The sequence below is a fragment of the Nonomuraea sp. NPDC050022 genome, from assembly GCF_044460705.1.
In the GTDB taxonomy this organism is placed as follows: domain Bacteria; phylum Actinomycetota; class Actinomycetes; order Streptosporangiales; family Streptosporangiaceae; genus Nonomuraea.
The window spans coordinates 40,831-63,762 of sequence record NZ_JBITKE010000011.1; the positions used below are offsets into that span (position 1 = coordinate 40,831).

General features: G+C 69.6%; 20 protein-coding genes. 4 read left to right on the top strand and 16 right to left on the bottom strand.

Features of this window, described 5'->3' with window-relative positions:
• Position 1: 1 nt before the first annotated feature.
• The 5 genes from alaS to ACIBO2_RS40810 form a co-directional block, all read right to left on the bottom strand.
• Entirely contained in the window at positions 2-2,674 is a 2,673-nt protein-coding gene (alaS, locus tag ACIBO2_RS40790; RefSeq protein ID WP_358545874.1) for an alanine--tRNA ligase, read from the bottom strand.
• A 17-nt stretch (positions 2,675-2,691) separates the two neighbouring features.
• Positions 2,692-2,922: a hypothetical protein gene (locus ACIBO2_RS40795; protein WP_225298225.1), complete on the bottom strand. Its 231-nt coding sequence runs from the start codon at positions 2,920-2,922 to the stop codon at positions 2,692-2,694.
• Entirely contained in the window at positions 2,919-3,293 is a 375-nt protein-coding gene (locus ACIBO2_RS40800) for a DUF948 domain-containing protein (RefSeq protein ID WP_358545880.1), read from the bottom strand. Before ACIBO2_RS40800 ends, ACIBO2_RS40795 begins: the two co-directional genes overlap by 4 nt.
• A 224-nt stretch (positions 3,294-3,517) precedes the next feature.
• Positions 3,518-4,819, bottom strand: a complete 1,302-nt coding sequence (locus ACIBO2_RS40805) for a replication-associated recombination protein A (RefSeq protein WP_358545882.1) — start codon at positions 4,817-4,819, stop codon at positions 3,518-3,520.
• 145 nt (positions 4,820-4,964) lie between these two features.
• Positions 4,965-5,444 carry a hypothetical protein gene (locus ACIBO2_RS40810; protein WP_358545884.1) on the bottom strand — a complete coding sequence of 160 codons (480 nt, stop codon included), beginning with the start codon at positions 5,442-5,444 and terminating at the stop codon, positions 4,965-4,967.
• 152 nt (positions 5,445-5,596) lie between these two features.
• Between ACIBO2_RS40810 and ACIBO2_RS40815 the strand changes: the two genes are divergently transcribed.
• Positions 5,597-6,514, top strand: a complete 918-nt coding sequence (locus ACIBO2_RS40815; protein WP_358545887.1) for a peptidylprolyl isomerase — start codon at positions 5,597-5,599, stop codon at positions 6,512-6,514.
• 66 nt (positions 6,515-6,580) lie between these two features.
• Here ACIBO2_RS40815 and aspS read toward each other — a convergent pair whose 3' ends face one another.
• The 3 genes from aspS to ACIBO2_RS40830 are packed head-to-tail and all read right to left on the bottom strand — an operon-like array spanning position 6,581 to position 10,264.
• Positions 6,581-8,317, bottom strand: a complete 1,737-nt coding sequence (gene aspS, locus ACIBO2_RS40820; protein ID WP_358545890.1) for an aspartate--tRNA ligase — start codon at positions 8,315-8,317, stop codon at positions 6,581-6,583.
• A complete protein-coding gene (hisS, locus tag ACIBO2_RS40825) occupies positions 8,314-9,573 on the bottom strand; it encodes a histidine--tRNA ligase (protein WP_397303846.1) in 1,260 nt (419 codons plus the stop codon). The genes aspS and hisS overlap by 4 nt, the downstream gene beginning before the upstream one ends.
• A gap of 10 nt (positions 9,574-9,583) precedes the next feature.
• Positions 9,584-10,264 (bottom strand): MBL fold metallo-hydrolase, encoded by a 681-nt coding sequence (locus ACIBO2_RS40830; protein WP_358545895.1) that lies wholly within the window; start codon positions 10,262-10,264, stop codon positions 9,584-9,586.
• 139 nt (positions 10,265-10,403) lie between these two features.
• On the opposite strand from ACIBO2_RS40830, the gene ACIBO2_RS40835 reads away from it, so the two are divergent.
• The 3 genes from ACIBO2_RS40835 (at position 10,404) to ACIBO2_RS40845 (ending at position 13,862) form a co-directional block, all read left to right on the top strand.
• Entirely contained in the window at positions 10,404-11,297 is an 894-nt protein-coding gene (locus ACIBO2_RS40835; protein ID WP_357955552.1) for a peptidylprolyl isomerase, read from the top strand.
• A 60-nt stretch (positions 11,298-11,357) separates the two neighbouring features.
• On the top strand, positions 11,358-12,587 hold the full coding sequence (locus ACIBO2_RS40840; protein ID WP_358545898.1) for a DUF349 domain-containing protein: 1,230 nt from the start codon (positions 11,358-11,360) through the stop codon (positions 12,585-12,587).
• Positions 12,588-12,746: 159 nt separating this feature from the next.
• A complete protein-coding gene (locus ACIBO2_RS40845) occupies positions 12,747-13,862 on the top strand; it encodes a cupin domain-containing protein (RefSeq protein WP_358545901.1) in 1,116 nt (371 codons plus the stop codon).
• A gap of 5 nt (positions 13,863-13,867) precedes the next feature.
• Here the strand turns inward: ACIBO2_RS40845 and ACIBO2_RS40850 are convergent, their stop codons facing one another.
• From ACIBO2_RS40850 to ruvC, 8 genes are all read right to left on the bottom strand, one after another.
• A complete protein-coding gene (locus ACIBO2_RS40850) occupies positions 13,868-16,057 on the bottom strand; it encodes a bifunctional (p)ppGpp synthetase/guanosine-3',5'-bis(diphosphate) 3'-pyrophosphohydrolase (RefSeq protein WP_358545904.1) in 2,190 nt (729 codons plus the stop codon).
• A gap of 175 nt (positions 16,058-16,232) precedes the next feature.
• Positions 16,233-16,751 (bottom strand): adenine phosphoribosyltransferase, encoded by a 519-nt coding sequence (locus ACIBO2_RS40855; RefSeq protein ID WP_357955560.1) that lies wholly within the window; start codon positions 16,749-16,751, stop codon positions 16,233-16,235.
• 227 nt (positions 16,752-16,978) lie between these two features.
• Positions 16,979-17,968 (bottom strand): protein translocase subunit SecF, encoded by a 990-nt coding sequence (gene secF / locus ACIBO2_RS40860; RefSeq protein ID WP_358545906.1) that lies wholly within the window; start codon positions 17,966-17,968, stop codon positions 16,979-16,981.
• A 1-nt stretch (position 17,969) separates the two neighbouring features.
• On the bottom strand, positions 17,970-19,787 hold the full coding sequence (secD, locus tag ACIBO2_RS40865; RefSeq protein WP_358545909.1) for a protein translocase subunit SecD: 1,818 nt from the start codon (positions 19,785-19,787) through the stop codon (positions 17,970-17,972).
• Between the two features lie 42 nt (positions 19,788-19,829).
• Complete coding sequence (gene yajC / locus ACIBO2_RS40870; RefSeq protein ID WP_397303849.1) at positions 19,830-20,288, bottom strand: preprotein translocase subunit YajC; 459 nt, start codon at positions 20,286-20,288, stop codon at positions 19,830-19,832.
• Positions 20,289-20,500: 212 nt separating this feature from the next.
• Positions 20,501-21,532 carry a Holliday junction branch migration DNA helicase RuvB gene (ruvB, locus tag ACIBO2_RS40875; protein WP_357955567.1) on the bottom strand — a complete coding sequence of 344 codons (1,032 nt, stop codon included), beginning with the start codon at positions 21,530-21,532 and terminating at the stop codon, positions 20,501-20,503.
• A gap of 16 nt (positions 21,533-21,548) precedes the next feature.
• The gene (gene ruvA / locus ACIBO2_RS40880; protein ID WP_358545915.1) at positions 21,549-22,154 is read right to left on the bottom strand and encodes a Holliday junction branch migration protein RuvA; all 606 of its coding nucleotides are present in this window, start codon (positions 22,152-22,154) and stop codon (positions 21,549-21,551) included.
• Complete coding sequence (gene ruvC / locus ACIBO2_RS40885; RefSeq protein ID WP_358545918.1) at positions 22,151-22,786, bottom strand: crossover junction endodeoxyribonuclease RuvC; 636 nt, start codon at positions 22,784-22,786, stop codon at positions 22,151-22,153. Before ruvC ends, ruvA begins: the two co-directional genes overlap by 4 nt.
• Positions 22,787-22,932 lie beyond the last annotated feature (146 nt).

The window sequence follows — 22,932 nt, forward strand, 5'->3', positions numbered from 1 at the left end:
GTCAGCCGAGCTGCTCCGCGATGGCCTGCTCGACCAGTCGCAGCGCGTCGCCGACCGCCTCTGGTCGTGTGCCGCCGCCTTGCGCGACATCGTCCTTGCCGCCACCGCCACCCCCAAGCGCCTTGGCGGCGACGCCGACCAGTCGCCCGGCCTTGAGCTGACGCTCACGTCCCGCCTCGTTGACCGCGGCAACGACCACGGGCCGGTCGGAGGGGACACCCGCGATCACGATGACCGCCGGTCGGTCGGCCGGGAATCTGCCACGCACATCAAGCGCGAGCTTACGCAGGTCGTCGGCCCCGGTGCCGTCAGGCGCGCGGTGCGTCACCACGAAGACTCCGTCCAGGTCACGGGCTTGCGCCGCCAGCTCGCCCGCCACCTGGAGCACCTGCGCGGACCGGAGCCGCTCCAGCTCCTTCTCGGCGGTGCGCAGGCGGGTGACGATGCCCTCGACGCGCTCGGGCAGCTCCTCGCGGCGCGCCTTGAGCTGCTCGGTGAGCTGGGCGACCAGCACGCTCTCGCGCGCCAGGAAGCGGAAGGCGTCGATGCCGACGAGCGCCTCGACGCGGCGCACACCGGCGCCGACCGACTGCTCGCCGAGCACCTTGACCAGGCCGAGCTGGCCGGAGCTGTGCACGTGGGTGCCGCCGCAAAGCTCGCGCGAGTAGTCGCCGATCTCCACGACGCGGACCTCGTCGCCGTACTTCTCGCCGAACATCGCCAGCGCGCCCATCGCCCTGGCCTCCGTCTGGGAGGTGTAGAAGGCGTTGACCTTGAGGTCGTTGACGAGGACCGCGTTGACCTCGTCCTCGACGTCGCGCAGCACGCTCGGCGGCACCGCGCCCGCCGCGGTGAAGTCGAAGCGGAAGCGGCCGGGCGAGTTTTCCGAGCCGGCCTGCGCCGCCGTCTCGCCCAGCGCGTTCTTGAAGCCGCGGTGGACGAGGTGGGTGGCGCTGTGGCTGCGCGAGATCGCGCGGCGCCGCTCGATGTCGATCTCCGCCTGGGCCTCGTCGCCGACCTTGAGCTCGCCCTTGCGGATCCGGCCGCGGTGCACGACGAGGCCCGCGAGCGGCGTCTGCACGTCGCGGATCTCGACCTCGGCGCCGCCGGTGCGGATCACGCCCTGGTCGGCGAGCTGGCCGCCACCCTCGGCGTAGAAGGGAGTGCGGGAGAGCACGACCTCCACGTCGGTGCCCGCGCCCGCCGCGGGGACCGCGCCGCCGTCGACCAGGATGCCGACGATGCTGGTGTCGGCCTCGGTCTGGTCGTAGCCGAGGAACTCGACCCGGCCCGCCTTCTCCAGCAGCTGCCCGAAGACGGAGATGTCGGCGTTGCCGGTCTTCTTCGCCGCCGCGTCGGCCTTGGCGCGGTCGCGCTGCTCCTTCATCAGGCGGCGGAAGCCCTCTTCGTCGACCTGGAGTCCATGCTCGGAAGCCATTTCGAGCGTGAGGTCGATCGGGAAGCCGTAGGTGTCGTGCAGCTGGAACGCCTGCTCGCCGGAGAGCGTGGTGCCGGACTTGCGCTTGGTCTCCTCCACCGTGACGTCGAACATGGCGGTGCCGGTGCGCAGCGTGCCGAGGAAGGACGCCTCCTCGGCGTCGATGACCCCGTGGATCTGTGGCGCGTCCGCCTTCAGCTGCGGGTATTGCTCGCTCATGACCTCGATCGCGACCTCGGTCAGCGCGTGCATGTAGCGCTCGTCGCCGGAGCCGAGCAGGCGCAGGTTGCGGACCGAGCGGCGCAGGATGCGGCGCAGCACGTAGCCGCGGCCCTCGTTGCCGGGCATGACGCCGTCGGCGACCAGCATGGTGCCGGTGCGCACGTGGTCGGCGATCACCCGCAGGCTGACGTCGGAGCGGTGGTCGCGGCCGTAGCGGGTCTTGGTGAGCTCGGCCGCCTTGTCGAGGATCTTGTAGGTGGTGTCGATCTCGTAGATGTTGTCGACGCCCTGCAGGATCGCCGCCATGCGCTCCAGGCCCATGCCGGTGTCGATGTTCTTGGCGGGCAGGCCGCCGATGATGTCGAAGTCGACCTTGCTGCGGACCTCGCCGAGCTGGTCCTGCATGAAGACCAGGTTCCAGACTTCGAGGTAACGGTTCTCGTCGGCGATGGGGCCGCCCTCGCGGCCGTATTCGGGGCCGCGGTCGTAGTAGATCTCCGAGCACGGGCCGCCGGGGCCGGGCACGCCCATGTGCCAGTAGTTGTCTTCGAGGCCGCGGCGCTGGATGCGGTCGAGGGGCAGGCCGACCTTGTTGTGCCAGATGTCGAGCGCCTCGTCGTCGTCGAGGTAGACGGTCGCCCAGAGGCGGTCGGGCGGGAAGCCGAAGCCGCCCTCGGACTCCGGCTTGGTCAGCAACTCCCAGGCGAACGGGATCACTTCGGCCTTGAAGTAGTCGCCGATGGAGAAGTTGCCGAGCATCTGAAAGAACGTCGCGTGCCGAGTGGTCTTGCCGACCTCGTCGATGTCGGGGGTGCGTACGCACTTCTGCGCGGTGGCCAGCCGGTCCGCCGGAGGCTTGCGCTGCCCCAGGAAGTACGGCTTGAACGGCGCCATACCCGCGTTGACCAGGAGAAGCGTCGGGTCCTCAGCGATCAGGCTGGCCGAGGGCACTACCTTGTGCCCACGCTCCTCGAAGAAGCGCAGGAAGCGGCGCGCGATCTCTGCCGACTCCATGGTGGCCATCCTTTGCGTTAGTCGTTGCTTTCAGGGTTGTCGAGTCCGAAACGGGCCCGCAACTCGATTTCGCGCTCCGCGGCCTCGCCGAGCGCGTCAGAAGTAAAGTCTCTCACCCGTCCGAGCATGCTCGCGGCGCCGCCGACGGTCCTGCGGGCCACGTGGTTGGGGTGGAGCGCCTGCAGCCTGCGCATCACCCAGAGGGTCAGCAGCGCGCCGAGCGACAGGTAGAACAGCCGTCTGATCATCGCCGCCGGCCCGCCTTGCGCGGCCTGCGGACCTCGATGGCCCTGCGCACACCGTAGCCGATGGAGGAGACCTTGATCAGCGGTCCGGTGAAGACGGTCTGGGTGACGGCGCTGAGCTTGGCGGCGTGGGAGCTCACCTGCTTGACGTCCTTGGCGATGGCCTCGACGACCACCAGCTGCCGGTTGGTCTCGTTGACCGTCAGGCTCATGTCGTCGAGCAGCGGCGCCATGCGGGCGCTCAGGTCGGCCACCGCTCTGCTGGTCGCGGTGATCAGCCGGGTGAGCTTGACCAGCACCATGACGAGCACGCAGACCAAGACGATCCAGCCCGTGGCGGCGATCAGCCCGGCGACCTCTCCAGCGGTAAGCATCCGCTCATCTCCCTCGTACGCTGGGCCGGAACGGCAAGAACCCTATCGCGTTCGACGGCCCAGATTACTGGTGACGCCCGGCTCCATCAGGCCGCCACGTCGGAGGCCCCCGTTTCCCCGCTCGAACGGACCGGCTCGCGAGCGGCACCGACCCCGACGCCGACCAGCCGAACCCGGCCCGTGCCGGACAGCCAGAAGTCCTTCAAGAGCCCGCCAAGCGGCCGTCAAGAGCCACGCAGGAAGTCACGTATCCGAGCCCACCGCTCGGCCAGCACGCCCTCACCACCATGCTTGGTGGGCTCGTAGTAGCGCTTGTCGCGCACCTGCTCGGGCGCGTAGTCCTGGCGGACCAGCCCGTGGTCGAAGTCGTGCGGATACTTGTAGCCGTCGCCGTGGCCCAGCTTGGCGGCGCCCGGATAGTGGGCGTCGCGCAGGTGGCCGGGCACCTGGCCGATCAGACCGCGGCGTACGTCGCCGATCGCCGCTCCGATGGCCTTCACGACGGCGTTGGACTTGGGCGCCAGCGCGCAGTGCAGGACCGCGTGGGCCAGGTTGATCTGGCCCTCCGGCAGGCCGATCAGCTGCACGGCCTGGGCCGCGGCGACCGCGGTCTGCAGGCAGGTCGGGTCGGCCAGGCCGACGTCCTCCGAGGCGAAGATGACGATGCGGCGGGCGATGAAGCGCGGGTCCTCGCCCGCCTCGATCATGCGGGCCAGGTAGTGGAGCGCGGCGTCGGCGTCGGAGCCGCGCATCGACTTGATGAAGGCGCTGATGACGTCGTAGTGCTGGTCGCCCTGCCGGTCGTAGCGGACGGCCGCCTTGTCGACGGCCTTCTCCACGACCTCGACCGTGATGTCGTCGGACAGCAGCGCGGCGGCTTCGAGGTAGGTCAGGGAGCGGCGGGCGTCGCCGCCGGCCAGGCGTACGAGATGGTCGACGGCCTCGCGGGCGACGGTGGCGCGGCCGCCGAGGCCGCGTTCGTCGGCCACCGCCCGCTCCAGGACCGCGCGGATGTCGTCGTCGGTCAAGGACTCGAGCGTGAGCAGCAACGAGCGCGACAGCAGGGGGGAGATGACCGAGAAGAAGGGGTTTTCGGTGGTGGCGCCGATGAAGGTGACCCAGCGGTTCTCGACGGCGGGCAGCAGGGCGTCCTGCTGGGCCTTGTTGAAGCGGTGGACCTCGTCGACGAAGAGCACGGTCTGCCGGCCGCTCATGCCCAGCTCGCGCTTGGCGACGTCGATGGCGGCGCGTACGTCCTTGACCCCGGCCGAGACGGCGGAGACCTCGACGAAGCGCCGCTTGGTGACGTTGGAGACGACGTAGGCGAGCGTCGTCTTGCCGGTGCCGGGCGGCCCCCAGAGGAAGAGCGACATCGGCGCCTCGCTCTCGACGAGCCTGCGCAGCGGGGTGCCCGCGCCGAGCAGGTGCCGCTGGCCGATCACCTCGTCGAGCGTGCGCGGCCGCATCCGGACCGCGAGGGGCTGCGGTGTGGCCTCCTCAGCCGCCGAATCGAACAGACTCTCCACAACGCGAGTTTACGGGGTGGACCGCGTCCAGCGGCCCACCATCAGGCAAGCGGGCCTCGGTCCACCGCCAGGCACACGGGCTTCAATCCACCGCCAGAGAGCGGGCCGGGTATCCCGGACGGCTCTTCCACCATCAGGGAGCGGGCTACGCGCCCCAGACGGCTCTCGCGCCCGAGTCACCGGCGCGGAAGACGAAGTAGCCGACCACCACGGCCAGCAGCACCGTCACGCCGGACAGCACAAGGGTGGCCGGGCGGCCGAACCGGTCGCCGAGCGAGCCGCGGCTCGGGCTCGTGGCGTAGACCAGTAGCAACGCGGCGACCCCGAGGCCCGCCGTCGACAGGAGCAACGGGTTGGCGAAGTTCTCATGGGTCTCGATCCGCTCGCCCAGGCTGCCGTCGACCGAGGCGAAGCGGGCCGCCTTGAGGCTCTCGCCGCTCTCCTTGGCCGCGAAGACGGCCACGGGCGCCCCCAGGGAGAGCAGGACCACCGCCCAGGCCAGCAGCGGCCGCCAGCGGTGCAGGACCGTGTACGCCACGGAGGCGGCCGCGAGGAGCGGGGTCAGCACCACGGCGAAGTGGATGATCAGCGGATGGGCGGGCAAGCCGAAGATCTCGTCGAACATGTCTGCACTCCTAGTTCTCATTTCAACTACGAATGGCGACACGATATGGTTCGCGGTCCATCCCGTCACTACGAGTGGTTTCCTCCTCTTACGTCCGGCACATCGCAGGGCCGGTAGCATTCCCGGAGTTGTTTGGTCATGTACTGGCAAAAGTGGAGGACATACCGGTGAGCGGCGAGGACGACCGCCAGAGCCAGTTGGCTCGGGAACACAAGGAGCGGCAGGAGCAGCGCGCGGCGGCGGACAGCGCCAAGGGGAAGCGGAACGTCTTCATCGGCGCGGGCTTGGCCGTGGTCGTGGTGGCGGGCGGCATCTTCGCCGCGACCACGCTGGTCAACAAGGACGACGCGGGCAAGAAGGTCTCGGCCGAGAGCACTCCGTCGGCCTCCACGCCGCCCAGCGCCGCGCCCTCGCCGACGCCGTCGCTGTCCTCGATACCGAAGAAGACCGGCAAGATATCCTGCACCTACAAGCGGGACACCTCGGGCGTGCCGATGAAGTACGTGGGCATGCCGGGCAGCCGCCCGAACTTGAAGCTGAAGACGATGACCGTCTTCACCAACCATGGCAAGATCGTCATCGACGTCGACCCGGCCGCGACCCCATGCTCGGTCAACTCGATGGACTTCCTGGCCAAGAAGAACTTCTACAACAACACCAAGTGCCACCGCCTGGTGACGCCGGAGACGGCGGGGCTGTTCCTGCTGCAGTGCGGCGACCCCAAGGCCAAGGCCGACGGCAAGAACCCGACGGACGGCCAGGGCACGGCGGGCTACGTCTACCAGGACGAGGCCGTCGGCGCGATCCCGTACACCCGCGGTGTGGTGTTCCTCACCCAGCCGCTGGACGCGGCCGGGCAGAACAGCAGCCAGTTCGCCATCTCACTGTCGGACGAGAACTCGCAGATCGAGGGCCAGTACTCGGTGCTCGGCATGGTCCGCTCGGGCCTGGAGATCATCGAGAAGGTCGCCAAGGACGGCGTCATCGTCAACAGCCAGGACATCGTCGGCGACGGCGGCTCGACCGCCCCGAAGAACCCGATCATCATCGAGAAGGTCACGCTCCGCTAGCCGGACACGAAAGGGCGCCCCGCCTCTCCTGAACCGGAGAGGCGGGGCGCCCTCTTTCGTGGTGGGTCAGCCTTCGTTCTTGGGCTTGGCGTCGACGCCCGCCTCCTTGCGCTGGTCCACCGTGATGGGCGTGGGCGCGCCGGTGAGCGGGTCGAAGCCCGAGGCGGTCTTCGGGAAGGCGATCACGTCGCGGATTGACTCACCGCCGGACAGCAGCATGCAGATGCGGTCCCAGCCGTAGGCGATGCCTCCGTGCGGGGGCGGGCCGTACTTGAACGCCTCCAGCAGGAAGCCGAACTTGTTCTCGGCCTCCTCCTTGGAGATGCCCAGCACGTCGAAGACCCGCTGCTGCATCTCCGCCCGGTGGATACGGATGGAGCCGCCGCCGATCTCCATGCCGTTGCAGACCATGTCGTAGGCGTAGGCCAGGGCCTCGCCGGGGTGGTCCTGGAAGTTGTCCGCCCATTCGGGCTTGGGGCCGGTGAACGGGTGGTGCACGGCCGTCCAGCCGCCCTCGCCGTCCTCCTCGAACATGGGCGCGTCGACGACCCACAGGAACGACCACAGCGACTCGTCGATGAGGCCGCAGCGGCGGCCGATCTCCAGCCGGGCCGCGCCGAGCAGGTCGCGCGCCGCGTTGCGCGCGCCGGCCGCGAAGAAGACCGCGTCGCCCGGCTGGGCGCCGACCTTCGCCGCGAGTCCGGAAATTTCCTCTTCTGAGAGGTTCTTCGCCACGGGGCCGCCGAGCGTGCCGTCCTCCTGGACGAGCACGTACGCCAGGCCCTTGGCGCCGCGCGAGCGCGCCCAGTCCTGCCAGCCGTCGAGCTCCTTGCGGGTCTGCGAGCCGCCGCCCGGCATGACGACCGCGCCCACGTAGTCGGCCTGGAAGACGCGGAAGGAGGTGCCGGCGAAGTAGTCGGTCATCTCGACGAGCTCCTGGCCGAAGCGCAGGTCGGGCTTGTCGGAGCCGTAGCGGGCCATCGCGTCGGCGTAGGTCATGCGGGGCAGCGGGGTCGGGATCTCGTAGCCGACCGTCTCCCGCCACACGCGGCCGATGAGCTTCTCGCCGACCGCGATGACGTCTTCCTGGTCGACGAACGACATCTCGACGTCGATCTGGGTGAACTCCGGCTGCCGGTCGGCCCGCAGGTCCTCGTCGCGGTAGCACTTGGCGAGCTGGTAGTAGCGCTCGAGCCCGCCCACCTGGAGCAGCTGCTTGAACAGCTGCGGCGACTGCGGCAGCGCGTACCAGTTGCCCGGCTGGAGCCGGACCGGCACCAGGAAGTCGCGCGCGCCCTCGGGCGTGGACCTGGTCAGCGTCGGCGTCTCGACGTAGACGAAGCCCAGCTCGTGCATGACCTCGTTGGCCAGGTAGGTGGCCTTCGAGCGGACCCGCAGGGCATTGGCCACCTGCGGGCGGCGAATGTCGAGATAGCGGTATTTGAGGCGGGCCTCCTCGGAGACGCCCGCGCCGCCCTCGATCGGGAAGGGCAGCGGGGCGGACTCACTGAGCACCTCGACCCGCTCGGCGACGACCTCGATCGCGCCGGTGGGCAGCTCGGGGTTCTCGTTGCCCTCCGGCCTGACCCGGACCTGGCCGACCACCCGCACGCAGTATTCGGCGCGCAGGTCGTGGGCGTGGTCCTCCTCGCGGAAGACCACCTGCGCCGAGCCGGAGGCATCGCGCAGGTCGATGAAGACCACACCGCCGTGATCACGGCGCCTGGCCACCCATCCTGCCAGCGTCACCTGCTGCCCGGCGTGCTCCTCTCGGAGCGACCCGGCGGTATGCGTGCGCATCACTGCACTTTCCCCTTCAAGACATCGACGACCTGGGCCAGCGGCACCTCGGTCTGCTCAGCGGTGGTCAGGTCCTTCAGTTGTACGGCCTGCGCGGCCAGGTCACGCTCGCCCAGGATCAGCGCGAACCGGGCACCCGAGCGGTCGGCGCCCTTCATCGCGCCCTTGAGCCCCTTGCCGCCGTAAGCCAGGTCGGCGCTGACGCCCGCCTGGCGCAGCTCGGTCACGAGCAGGAACATCCGGCGGCGGGCTTCGTCACCCAGCGGGACACCGTACACCTGGACGCGTCCCGGTGCGGCCTCGCCGATCAACCCCTCGGCCTCCATGGCGAGGAACGTGCGATCGACGCCCAGGGCCCAGCCGACGCTGGGCAGGGGCGGCCCGCCGAGCATCTCGCTCAGCCCGTCGTAGCGTCCGCCGCCGCCGACCGCGGACTGCGAGCCGAGCCCGTCGTGCACGAACTCGAACGTGGTGCGCGTGTAGTAGTCGAGCCCGCGCACCAGCCGCGGATCGTCCTCGTAGGCCACGCCGGCGGCGCTCAGCAGCCCGCGGACCTCCTCGTGGTAGGACTTGCAGGCGGCGCACAGGTGGTCGACGACCAGGGGCGCGCCGGTCAGCTGCGCCTGCACCTCGGGCCGCTTGTCGTCGAGCACCCGCAACGGATTGATCTCGATCCGGGCCCTGGTGTCGGCGTCGAGGTCGAGCCCGCGCAGGAACTCCTGCAGCGCGGCCCGGTAGGCCGGCCGGCAGGTCTTGTCGCCCAGCGAGTTGATCAGCAGCCGGACGCCCGTCAGGCCGAGCGCGGCGAAGCCCTGGGCGCCCAGCACGATGATCTCGGCGTCGAGCGCGGGATCCTCGGAGCCGAGCGCCTCGGCGCCGACCTGCCAGAAGTGCCGATAACGGCCCTTCTGGGAGCGTTCGTAGCGGAACTGACTGCCGGAGTACCACAGCTTGACCGGGAGCTGGCCGTTGTGCAGGCCGTGCTGCAGGACGGCGCGTACGACCGACGCGGTGCCCTCGGGACGCAGCGTCAGCGACCGGCCCGCCTTGTCGGGAAAGGTGTACATCTCCTTGGACACGATGTCGGTCGACTCACCCACGCCCCTGGCGAACAGCTGGGTGTCCTCGAACACCGGCGTCTCGATGTAGCCGTAGCCGGCCAGCCGCGCGGGCGCGACGAGGGCCTCGCGTACGGCGAGGACCTGCTCGGAGCGGGGCGGCAGCCAGTCGAAGGTGCCCTTTGGCGCTTGGAAACTCATGAGATCCCTGTTAGATGCCTCGTGTGGGACCGGCGTGCGGCGCGGCTTCCTTCAGATATGGATTGGTGGCGCGCTCGTGGCCGATCGTGGTCTGTGGTCCGTGGCCCGGCAGGACGACCGTATCGTCAGGCAGTGGCAGGCACTTGTCGGCCAGGCTGCGCAGGATCGTCGGGTAGTCGCCGCCCGGCAGGTCGGTGCGGCCGATGGAGCCGGCGAACAGCAGGTCACCCGAGAACAGGACGTCGTCATCGGGCATCCGGAAGCTCACCGACCCCTTGGTATGGCCGGGGGTGTGGTCGACCACGAGCTCCAGCCCGGCCAGCGGCAGCACGGCGCCGTCGGACAGCTCCCGTACGTCGTCGGGCTCGCTGAGCGTGATGCCGCCGAACATCGCCGAGCTCGACGGCGACCAGCCCGCGGCCGGGTCGCTCAGCAGGTGGCGATCGTCGGGATGGATCCAGGCGGGCACGTCGCGCGCGCCGCAGACCGGGGCCACCGACCAGACGTGGTCGAGGTGTCCGTGGGTGAGCAGCACCGCCACCGGCTTGAGCCGGTGCTCTCTCAGCAGCTCCTCGACCCCGTCGACCGCGTCCTGACCTGGATCGACGATCACGCACTCCTCGCCCGCTGCGGGCGCGACGACGTAACAATTGGTCTGGAAGGCCCCTGCGGGGAAGCCTGCGATGAGCATCTGCCTCAGCTGATCTCGTCAAAAAAGCCAATGGGAATGTAACCGAAGGGTACCGGTGCGGGTCGCCGGGCTGCGAATCATTACCCGTTGGCCGATACGATTCGCCCACCTCAGTTGATTGACTATGGGAGGCAAAGCGGTGGCCACGGGGAAGGACCGGCAGAAACAGCTGGCACGCGAGCACCACGAGCGGCAGCTGGCACGCCGTCTCGAACGCGAGCAGCGCGCCAAGCGCACGGCGATCATCGGCTCCACGGTGGGCGTGGTCGTCGTGGTGGGGGGCATCGTGGCGGCGGTCGCGTTGCTGGGCGGCGGCGATGACTCGAAGACCGACGCCGCCGCGACGGCGCAGCCCTCGACCTCCGCCCAGGACACGGCGGCGCCCACGGCCTCGGCTTCGGCCGCCGCGGGGCCCAAGCCGTTCGACGCCAAGACCGGCACCTGCGACTACGTCGCGGAGAAGGGCGGCGGCGTGGTCAAGGACGTCGGACTGCCGCCGAAGAAGGTGAAACTCAAGCCGGCGACCAAGACGATGACGCTCAACACCAATCTGGGCGACATCGAGGTGCAGCTCGACAACGCCAAGGCGCCGTGCACGGTCAACTCGCTGGCCTACCTGGCGGAGAAGAAGTTCTACGACGGCAGCAAGTGTCACCGGCTCGGCAGCGCCCAGTTCCCGATGCTGCAGTGCGGAGACCCGCAGGCCAAGGCCGACGGCAAGGGCGAGTCGGACGGTGCGGGCGGCCCCGGCTACGTCATGGCCGAGGAGAACCTCAAGGGCGCCACCTACAAGCGCGGCGTGATGGCGATGGCCAAGACGCAGGCGCCGGGTAGCACCGGGAGCCAGTTCTTCCTGGTCTTCGGCGACCTCGGACTCACCCCGGATTACACGCCGGTGGGTACGATCACCAAGGGTCTGGACATCCTAGACAAGGTGAACAAAGCAGGTGTCATCACTCCCATGCAGGATGGTACTGGCGCACCTAAGGAAACCGTCGAAATCAAAAGCGTGACATTCTCTGGCAAGAGCTGACGTAATACAAACTAGGGACAGTAGTCCCGAAGGGTCTGATGGATAGTGCGGGAGGACACGGTGAGCACCGACCCGTGGGGCCGGGTAGACGACGACGGCACCGTCTACGTGCGTACGGCTGAGGGAGAGCGAGCCGTCGGGTCCTGGCAGGCCGGTGAACCGGACGAGGCGCTGGCCTACTTCCATCGCAAGTACGACGAGCTGGCCGGCCAGGTCACGCTGCTGGAGCAGCGGCTGAAAGGCACCGACCTGGCCCCGGCGCAGGCCGAGGCCAGCATCGTCAAGCTCCGCGAAGCGGTCGCCGACGCGCACGCCATCGGCGACCTCGCCGCGCTGACGGCCCGTCTCGACGGCCTGACGGAGGCGGTCGCGCAGCGGCGCGAGGAGGTCAAGGCCGCGCGTGAGCACGCGCGCGCCGAGGCCAGGACGGTCAAGGAACGCATCGTCGACGAGGCCGAGCGCATCGCCGACGAGACCACCCACTGGAAGTCGGGTGGTGAGCGGCTGCGCCAGCTGGTCGAGGAGTGGAAGGCGGCCGACCGCATCGACCGCGTGACCGAGGCCGCGCTGTGGAAGCGGCTGTCGGCCGCCCGCACCGCCTTCGCCAAGCGGCGCAAGGCGTACTTCGCGGGGCTCGACGAGCAGCGCGAGGGCGTACGCGCCGAGAAGGAGCGCATCGTCGCCGAGGCGGAGGCGATCGCCGACTCGACCGACTGGGGCACGACGGCGGCCGTCTATCGCGACCTGATGCAGCGCTGGAAGAGCGCGGGCCGGGCGTCGCGGGAGGCCGAGGACGAGCTGTGGGCGCGGTTCAAGGGCGCCCAGGACCTGTTCTTCCAGGCCCGCTCGGCGGTCTTCGCCGAGCGGGACGCGTCCCTGGCGGCCAACGCCGAGCTCAAGGAGGTGCTGCTGACGGAGGCCGAGAAGATCCTTCCGGTCACCGACGTCCGCACGGCCAGGGCGGCACTGCGCCACATCCTGGAGCGCTGGGAGGCGGCCGGTCCGGTGCCGCGCGAGCAGCGCGACCGCCTCGAAGGCGGCCTGCGCAAGGTGGACGACGCCGTGCGCAAGGCCGAGGACGCCGAGTGGAAGCGGTCCAACCCCGAGGCCAGGGCCCGCGCCCAGAACGCGGTCGACCAGCTGCGCACCTCGATCGAGCAGCTGGAGAAGCGCCTGGCCAAGGCCGAGGCGGCCGGACGCGCCAAGGACGTGAAGGAGGCCGAGGAGGCCATCACGGCCCGCCGCTCGTGGCTGGAGGAGGCCGAGCGGACGCTGGCCGAGTTCAGCTGAGGTCCGCGAAGATCCACTGAGGGCCGATCCGCTGAGGTTCGCGCCGATCCGCGGGCGAAGGGGGTCGCCTGCGTACCCGGCGCCCGGCATGTCCTGTCATCAGGGATGTCCGGCGTCGGGGGATGCCCGGCCGGCTCGGGGAGTTCTAGGGTGTTGGGCATGGAACCTGTGCCCGCCGCGCGCGCCCTGGTCGCCGAGCTGTTCCCGGACGCGCTCTACGCCTTCCTGGGCGGCAGCGCGCTGACCGGCCACCGCACGAGCCGGTCCGATCTCGACGTGGTCGTGGTGCTGGACGGCCTGGCCGTGCCCTACCGCGAGTCGCTGCGCTGGCATGACTGGCCGGTAGACCTGCTGGTGCACACCGAGCTGAGCCTGACCGGCTGGGCCGACCGCGATCTGGCCGCCCACTCGCCGACCCTGCCGCGCCTGTGCGCCGAAGGCGTGGTGCTCACCGACCGGGCGGGCCGCGCCGCCGAGGTCCAGGCGGTCATGCGCGAACGCCTCTCCGCCGGTCCCGGCCCCGCCGCGCCCCGGATGCTGGACCGGGCCCGCTACCTCCTGTCGGACCTGCTCGACGACCTGGCGGGCGCGACGGATCCGGGCGAGCTGGCGTTCATCCGCTGGCAGGTCGTGGAGGAGTCGGCCCGGCTGGCGCTGACGTCCGCGGGCCGCTGGCACGGCTCGGGCAAATGGCTGCTGCGCGAGCTGCGCGCGTACGACGCCGCGCTCGCCGACGAGCTGCTGTCCGCCCACGACGATCCGGTACGCCTGGCCGCCACGGCGGGAAGCGTGCTGGAGCGGGCCGGAGGGCGCCTGTGGGAGGGTTACCGGGCCGATGGGGACCCTTTCCACCAGCGGCTGCGCCACATCGCCTCAGGCGATCTGACGTCCGAGACCGCCCAGAGCTCCGGCATGCACCGCCTGGCCGCCGTCAGCGGGCGTACGGCCGGGTCCGGCAAGCTGTGGATGGGCCAGACCCACGTCGCCCCGTCGACGCGCTCGGCCGATCACCACCACGGGGAGTCGGAGACGGCCATCTACGTGATCAGCGGCACACCGTCGTTCGTGTTCCTCGACCCCCGGGACGCACGCGAGACGCGGCTGGAGACCAAGCCCGGTGACTACATTTTCGTCCCGCCCTATGTCCCGCACCGCGAGGAGAACGCCGATCCGGAGCAGGAGGCCGTGGTCGTCATCGCCCGCAGCACGCAGGACGCGATCGTGGTCAACCTGCCCGATCTGTCCACACGCTTGGGCCGCCGACCCGGCGCCTGATCCGGCTACGTGCTCGCGCCGCTGACCCGGTAGACGTCGAAAACGCCCTGGATGTTGCGGACGGCCTTCAGCACGTGACCGAGATGCTTGGGATCGCCCATCTCGAAGGTGAACTTGCTGACCGCCACCCGGTCTCGCGAGGTGGTCACCGAGGCGCTGAGGATGTTGACGTGCTGGTCGGACAGGGTCCGGGTGACATCGGACAGCAGGCGGGGCCGGTCGAGGGCCTCGACCTGGATGGCCACCAGGAAGACCGAGTCGTCGCCCGGCGACCAGCTCACCTCCACCAGACGGTCGGGCTGCGACTTGAGCTGCACGATGTTGGTGCAGTCGGCGCGGTGCACCGACACGCCGTGCCCCCGGGTGACGAAGCCGACGATCTCGTCGCCGGGCACCGGGGTGCAGCACTTCGACAGGCGTACCCAGACATCGGAGTCGCCCGCGACGACCACGCCCGCGCCGCCGCCCCGGGGACGGCCACGCAGGCGGGTCGGGAGCGAGGTCTCGGCGATGTCCTCCTCGGCGCTGTCGACGCCGCCGATGGAGGCCACGAGCTTCTGCACGACCGTCTGCGCGGCGACGTGCCCCTCCCCCACGGCCGCGTAGAGCGCGGACACGTCGGGATAGCGCAGGTCGCGGGCCAGGGCCAGCAGCGACTCGCCGGACATCAGGCGTTGCAGCGGCAGCCCCTGCTTGCGCATGGCCCGGCCGATGGCCTCCTTGCCCGCCTCGATCGCGGTCTCGCGGCGCTCCTTGGAGAACCACTGGCGGATCTTGTTGCGGGCGCGGCCGGACTTGACGAACTTGAGCCAGTCGCGCGACGGACCGGCGTCGGGCGACTTCGAGGTGAAGATCTCGACCGTGTCACCGTTGCCCAGCCGCGACTCCAGCGGCACCAGGCGGCCGTTCACGCGGGCGCCGATGCAGCGGTGGCCGACCTCGGTGTGGACGGCGTAGGCGAAGTCGACCGGGGTCGCCCCCTCCGGCAGCGCCACCACCTGGCCGCGCGGGGTGAAGACGTAGACCTCGGAGACCGACAGGTCGAAGCGGAGCGACTCCAGGAACTCTCCCGGGTCGGAGGTCTCCTTCTGCCAGTCGAGGAGCTGGCGCAGCCAGGCCATGTCGCTGCCCGGCTTGACCTTGCCGGCGGGGCCCGGGGCGCCGACCTCCTCTTTGTACTTCCAGTGGGCGGCCACGCCGTATTCGGCCCTGTGGTGCATGGCGTGCGTGCGGATCTGCAGCTCGACGGGCTTGCCCTCGGGACCGATCACCGTGGTGTGCAGCGATTGGTACATGTTGAACTTGGGCATCGCGATGTAGTCCTTGAACCGGCCGGGGACCGGGTTCCAGCGCGCGTGGATCGTCCCGAGGGCCGCATAGCAGTCGCGCACGCTGTCGACGAGGACTCTGATGCCCACCAGGTCGTAGATGTCGTCGAAGGCCACGTCTCTGGCGATCATCTTCTGGTAGACCGAGTAGTAGTGCTTGGGCCGGCCCTTGACCAGTGCGCGGATCTTGGCGTCACGCAGGTCGCCGGAGACCTTCTCGATGACCTCCTGCAGGAACAGGTCCCTGCGCGGGGCCCGCTCCGACACCATGCGCGCGATCTCGTCGTAGCGCTTGGGGTAGAGCATGGCGAAGGCGAGGTCCTCGAGCTCCCACTTGATGGTGTTCATGCCCAGGCGGTGGGCCAGCGGGGCGAAGATCTCCAGGGTCTCGCGGGACTTCTGGTGGCGCTTGTGCTCGGGCAGGTAGCGCATCGTGCGCATGTTGTGCAGCCGGTCGGCCAGCTTGATGATCAGCACCCGGATGTCGCGCGACATCGCCACGACCATCTTGCGCACGGTCTCGGCCTGCGCGGCGTCGCCGAACTTGACCTTGTCGAGCTTGGTGACCCCGTCGACCAGCGACGAGATCGTCTCGCCGAAGTCGCCGCGCAGCTCGTCGAGGCCGTAGGCGGTGTCCTCGACGGTGTCGTGCAGCAGGGCCGCGCACAGCGTCTCGTCGTCGGTGCCCAGCTCGGCCAGGATGGTGGCCACGGCCAGCGGGTGGGTGATGTACGGGTCGCCGCTCTTCCGCTTCTGGTCGCGGTGATGGTAGGCGGCGACGTCGTAGGCGTGCTCGATCAGGCGCAGGTCGGCCTTGGGGTGGGTGGCGCGAACCGTCCTGAACAGCGGCTCCAGCACCGGATTCATGGCCCCACCCCCAAATCGCCGTCGACGCACCGCCGGGACACCGGGCGCCGTCTCGGCACTCCCAGCGTCGGTTACGTCGGGCACGACCACATCACGGGGCACACAGACTCCTTAGCATCGAGTCCAGGCCCCCCAGTGTATCCAGGTGAGAAACCTGGCCTCTCTCGGGGCGGGCTCAGACGATCACAAGGGAGCGCAAATCCACTCCCGCGAGACGCTCGCGTCCCTTGAGAAAGGCCAGCTCCATCAGTACGGCGACGCCGACGACCTCGGCACCGGCCCTGCGCACCAGTTGTACGGTGGCCTCCGCCGTGCCGCCGGTGGCGAGCACGTCATCGACGATGAGCACCCGGTCGCCTTCGGCGAAGGCGTCGCGGTGCACCTCGATGGTCGCGGATCCGTACTCGAGATCGTAGGACTCCTCCAGGGTTTCGGAGGGGAGTTTGCCCTTTTTTCTGATGGGCACGAATCCGGCGCCCGCCCGGTAGGCCACCGGAGCGGCCAGAATGAAGCCTCGCGCCTCGATCCCGACGATCTTGTCCACGTCGAACGCGCCGGCCAGTTCGTCGACCACGGCCGTGAAGGCCACCGGGTCGGCCAGCAGCGGGGTGATGTCCTTGAACATGACCCCCGCCTGGGGATAGTCGGGAACGTCCCTGATCCGGTCGCAGATCAACGAGCTCAGGTCGCTCATGACGGCACTCCTTCGGTTGACCGCCTGGCGGTCCTCTCCCACGACTGACGGCCTCCATGATGGCCCATCCGGCGGACCACCGGCGCCTGCCGGGGGGTGGTAAGTGGCATTCACCCGGTTATGTCCGGCTCTGTGAGGGCCCTCAGGGCTTCTACAAGCCGACGCCCCCGCCCATCTGGGCGGAGGCGTCGTTCGTGCGCGTGCGGGCCCGTGTGGGCCGAGCCGGGCTAGCCCTTGGCCGTCGCCGCGCTCTTGGCGCCCTTGCCACCCTTGGTGCCGGTGGAGGCGAGCCGCCTGGCGATGGCCTGGTATCTCGGCTCCCGCTCCTTCAGCGTGACCAGCAGCGGCGTGGCCACGCACAGCGAGGAGTAGGTGCCGACGATCATGCCGACGAACAGTGCCAGCGACAGGTCCTTCAGCGTGCCCGCGCCGAGCAGCGTGGTGCCGATGAACAGGATCGCCGCCACCGGCAGGATCGCGACCAGCGAGGTGTTCAGTGATCGGATCAGCGTGTGGTTGAGGGCGTTGTTGGCCGCCATCGAGTAGGTCTGCTTCGACGTGGTGCCCAGCTTGGCCGTGACTTCCTTGATCATGTCGAACACCACGACCGCGTCGTAGAGCGAATAACCGAGGATGGTCAGGAAGCCGAGCAGCGTCGCGGGCGTCACCTCGAAGCCCGACCAGGCGTAGACGCCCGCCGTGATGACGAGGTCGTGGATGAGCGCGACGATGGCGGACAGCGCCATCTTCGGCTCGAACGCCATCGACAGGTAGAGAATGATCGCCAGCATGAAGACGCCCAGACCGATCCACGCCTTGTTGGAGACCTCACCGCCCCAGGACGCGCCGATCGACTGGATGTCGACGTCCTTGACCGCGACGCTGAAGTCCTTCGCGATGCCGTTCTGGACCTTGGTCACCGCGCCCGGGTCAAGGCTCTCGGTGGTGACCCGCCAGCGATCGCCGGCCGTCTGCACGATCGGCTGGTGCACGCCCTCGTCGAGGAAGGAGGAGCGGACCTGCTGGATGGTGGCGGTCTGCGCCTTGAAGGAGAAGACCGACCCGCCCTTGAACTCCACGCCCAGGTTGAGCCCGTTGATGAGCAGCCCGGCGAGGGAGACGATCAGCAGGAAGCCGGAAAGGCTGTACCAGAGCTTCCAGCGGCCGACGAAGTCAACGTCGATCTCGCCGCGGTAGAGGCGACGCCCCAGTCCCATCTCAGGCCTCCTGCGGGGTGGTCGTACGGCCGGTGGTGCCGAGGTCCTGGCCCATACGCTCGGAGTCGAGGCCGGACAACGGGTGGCCCTTGGCGAAGAACTTGAGCTTGGCCAGCACCGCGATGAGCGGCTTGGTGAACAGGAACACCACCACGATGTCGATCAGCGTGGTCAGGCCCATCGCGAACGCGAACCCGGCCACTCCGCCCACGGCCAGCAGATAGAGCACGATCGCGGCGATGAACATGACGGCGTCGGCGATCAGGATCGTGCGCCGCGCACGCACCCAGGCCACCTCGACGGCCGCGCGGAGCGTCCGCCGCCCTTCCTTCATCTCATCTCGTATGCGTTCGAAGTAGACGATGAAGGAGTCGGCGGTGATGCCGATCGAGACCACCAGGCCGATGATGTGCGGCAGCGACAGCCGGAACCCGGCGTTGTGGCCGAGCACGACCACCGCCGTGTACGTGATGATCGTGGCGACCGCGAGGCTGAGGACGGCGACGATGCCCAGGCCGCGGTAGTAGAACAGCGAGTAGAGCACCACGAGGGCCAGGCCGAAGGCGCCGGAGATCAGGCCGCCCATGAGCTGGTCCTGGCCGAGCGTCGAGGACACGGTGTCGATCGAGCTGGGGTTGAACTTCAGCGGCAGCGCGCCGTACTTGAGCTGGTCGGCCAGGTCGGTGGCGGTCTTCTGAGTGAAGCCACCGGTGATCTCGGCGCGGCCGCCCGGGATCGGGCCGATGATGTTGGGCGCGGTGATCACAACGCCGTCGAGCACGACGGCGACCTTGTTGCGCGGCTCCTGCGAGTTGTAGGCGGTCGAGGTGAGCTTGCTCCACTCGCTCGCGCCGCTGCTCTTGAAGTCGAGCTGGACGAGCCACTGCGTGCTGCCCTGCTGGACGCCGGCGCTGGCCGAGGCGATGTCGGTGCCGACGACCTTGGCCACGTCGAGAACGTACTTGAGGCTGCCGTCGGACTCACACGCAGCGAACTGCTTTTTCGGGTCATCCTGGACGCCCTTGCCGCGGTTCTTCGGGTCGCTGCAGTCGAGCTTCTGGAACTGCGCGAGCACGGCCGGGTCGATGCCCTGGGTGTTGATCCCCGCGTTGGGGTCCTGGGCCGGCGGCTGGCCGCTCGACGTCGGGGTGGGCGCCGGAGTGGCCTTGGCGTCCTTCTGGCCCTTCTTGGTCTCCTGGGCCTTCGGCGTCTCCTGGGCCTTGGGCGCCTCGGTCGCCGGGGCACCGGCCGACGGGGTGGCCGTCGGCGCGACGAGCGCCGAGGACAGGGCCTTGCCCGTGGGCGACGTGCTGGGCTTGGGGGCCCCCGCCGACGATGACGGCTTGGCCGACGGCTTGGAGGTGGCCGTGCTGGACGGAGCGGCGGACGGCGAGGTGCCCGGCTTGGGGGCCTCGGTGGTGAGCTCCTGCGGAGCCTGCGTGGCCGCCATGGCGAGCACTTGGCGGAAGCGGAGCTCCGCCGTGGTGCCGACCAGCTTGATGACCTCCTCCTGACCCGCGCCCGGAACGGAGATGATGATGTTGTCGCCTGACTTGGCGACCTCCGCGTCGGACAGGCCGGTGCCGTTGACCCGGTCGCGGATGATGTTCACCGCGCGGTCCAGGATCTCCTCAGGCGGGGAGGCGCCGTTCAGGGTCTGGGGAGACAGAGTCACCGTCGTGCCGCCGGCGAGGTCGAGTGCCAGCTTGGGCGTGAACGCCTTCTGCAGGAACATCGTCCCACCGAGGGCGATGATGAGCGCCAGCAGCACCAGGAGCGTTCGCCCCGGTCGGCTGTGGCGGCTGGTCGGTCGGGCCACTGGTCGTCAGTCTTTCAGATAGGGGTTTGAGGCAGAGCCTAGTCAGGACTGCTTGGTGCTGGAGTCCTTGCCGCCGTTGCGCTCCACGGTCGTCTCGGTCTCCTCACGGGGAGTGTTGTCCTTATCCTCGCCCTTAACGTCGTCGCCCTTGACGACCTCGTGGTCGGCCGTGTCGTCCGTGACGACGTCGTCCACCACGGGCTCGTCGGCGAGAGACTCGTCGGCCGGAGCGTCTCCGGGAGTGACGACACGCCCGATGGCGGCCTTCACCCATCGGGTCTCGATCCCGGGGGCGACCTCGAGAATCACGTCCTCATTGTCCACCGCCACCACCGTTCCGAACAGGCCGGTGGTGGTCATGACACGGGCACCCGGAGCCAATGAGTTCTGCATGGCGGTCGCTTCTTGCTGGCGCTTGCGCTGGGGACGGATCAGCAAGAAGTAGAACACCACCACCAGAAGGATCAGCGGCAGGATGCTTCCGAGTTGTCCCATGTTCATAAGGGGCGACCTTCCATTGTCGTACAAGAAGTTGACACCGGCCTCGCGCCGGAAATTCCGTGTGTAGCCTCGGGGCCGCGCCGCTCAGCCCGTCAGCCTACACAGCCAGCCAAGCCACGGAGTGTAGGCGCTTGTTGCGAAACGCGGCAACGAAGCAGCGTTTCGGCGCGCGGGGAAGTTCCCATATTGAAACGGTTGCAACCGTTCTGTGATCAGTCGAAAAGTGTCGCTCCGAATGCGTCGGGTGGCGGTGTCATCCCGAGGTGGTGCCACGCCGCGGCGGTGGCGACCCGGCCGCGCGGGGTCCTGGCCAGCAGACCTTGGCGTACGAGGAAGGGTTCGGCCACCACTTCGACCGTCTCCGGCTCCTCGCCGACGGCCACCGCGAGCGTCGACAGGCCGACGGGGCCGCCGCCGAACTTGCGCAGCAGCACCCCGAGCACCGCGCGGTCGAGCCGGTCGAGTCCTTCGGGGTCGACTTCGTACAGGTTGAGGGCCGCGGAGGCGATGTCGCGGTCGATGACGCCTTCCGTCCGCACGTCGGCGAAGTCGCGGACCCGGCGCAGCAGGCGGTTGGCGATGCGGGGCGTGCCGCGCGAGCGCCTGGCGATCTCGTGCGCCCCCTCGCCCGGCAGCGTCACCTCGAGCAGCCTGGCCGAGCGGTAGAGGACCCGCTCCAGCTCCTCGACCTCGTAGAAGTCCATGTGCGCGGTGAAGCCGAACCGGTCGCGCAGCGGCGCGGGCAGCAGACCGGCCCTAGTGGTGGCGCCGACCAGGGTGAACGGCGCGATGTCGAGCGGGATCGCGGTGGCCCCGGGGCCCTTGCCGACGATGATGTCGACCCGGAAGTCCTCCATCGCGAGGTAGAGCATCTCCTCCGCGGGCCGGGCCATTCGGTGGATCTCGTCGATGAACAGCACCTCGCCCTCGGCCAGCGTCGACAGGATGGCCGCGAGGTCACCGGCCCGCTCCAGGGCCGGCCCTGAGGTGATGCGGAGCGGAGCGCTCAACTCGGCTGCGATGATCATAGCCAGTGTCGTCTTGCCCAGACCCGGCGAACCACTCATCAGCACATGATCCGGCGGCCGATTGCGCCGCATGGCGCTCTCCAGCACCAGCGACAGCTGCTCCCGCACCCGCGCCTGGCCGATGAACTCGCTCAGCCGCTTGGGCCGCAGCGCCGCCTCGATCTGCAGCTCGTCGCCCTCGGCGTCGGGCGAGACGAGATCACGTTCAAGGCTCACGCCTGGACCTCCCCGCTCATCGCGCGCTGCTCAGCGTTCGCAGGGCGGCCTTGAGCAGGACGGCGATCTGCGGGTCGTCGCCCGCCTGCGGCTCGACCGCGGCGATGGCCTCGTCGGCGTCCTTTCCGGAGTAGCCCAGCCCGACCAGCCCCGAGTGGACCTGGTCGCGCCAGGCCGCCGCCCGCCGGTCGCCGTTGAGGGCCGCGTCGAGCGTCTCGTCGGGCGTGCCGAGCCGGTCCTTGAGCTCCAGCACGATGCGCTGGGCGCCCTTGGGGCCGATGCCCGGCACCTTGGTGAGCGCCTTGAGGTCGGCGGAGGCCACGGCGACGCGCAGCGCGTTGGGCGTGTGGACGGCGAGCATGGCCAGCGCCACCTTGGGGCCGACGCCACTGGCCGTCTGGAGCAACTCGAAGACGGTGCGCTCGTCGGCGGTGGCGAAGCCGAAGAGGGTGAGCGACTCCTCCCGCACCACCAGCGACGTGGCCAGCCGCGCCTCCTCGCCCACCCTGAGCGCGGCGAGGGTGGCGGGTGTGCAGTGGGTGAGGATGCCGACCCCGCCGACCTCGATCACCGCGCCGTAGGGGGTGATCGCCGTCACCTGCCCGGCCACGGACGCGATCACAGCGCCACGTCCTTCCCTGTCGGACGGCCCTCTGCCATACGGCTCAGGGACGTGCGGTCCTCTGTCGCGCGGCTCTGGGCCGTGCGGCCCTGTGTCGTACGGGGGGCCCGGGCCGTGCGGCTCTGGGCCCTTGCCACGGCCTCGGCCAGCTTGTGCTGGGCGCCGCCGCGCCACACGTGGCAGATGGCCAGGGCGAGCGCGTCGGCGGCGTCGGCGGGCTTGGGCATCTCGCTGAGCCGCAACAGGCGGGTCACCATGGCGCCGATCTGCTTCTTGTCGGCGGTGCCACTGCCGGTGATGGCCGCCTTGACCTCGGACGGGGTGTGGAGCGCGACGGGCAGGCCGCGCCTGGCCGCGCACAGGACCGCGATGCCCGCCGCCTGGGCAGTGCCCATGACCGTGCGGACGTTGTGCTGGCTGAACACCCGCTCGACCGCCACCGCGTCGGGACGCACCTCGTCGAGCCACTGCTCGATGCCGGCCTCGATGCCGACCAGCCGGGTGCCCAGCTCCTCGTCGGCGCCGGTGCGCACCACACCGACGGCCACCAAGGACAGCGGCGCGCCCGGCCGCCCCTCGACCGCGCCAAGGCCGCACCGGGTCAGCCCCGGATCGACGCCCATCACCCGCACCGGCCTGCCTCCCCGCGCCGCCGAACATCTGTTCGGCACGAGACTCTACCCCGGCTGACGTGCCCGCGCATCGGGAAACGCCCGCGAGCATGGGCCATCCGCCGGGAACACCCGCGACCGTGCGCCAGCCCTCCGGAACGCCCGCG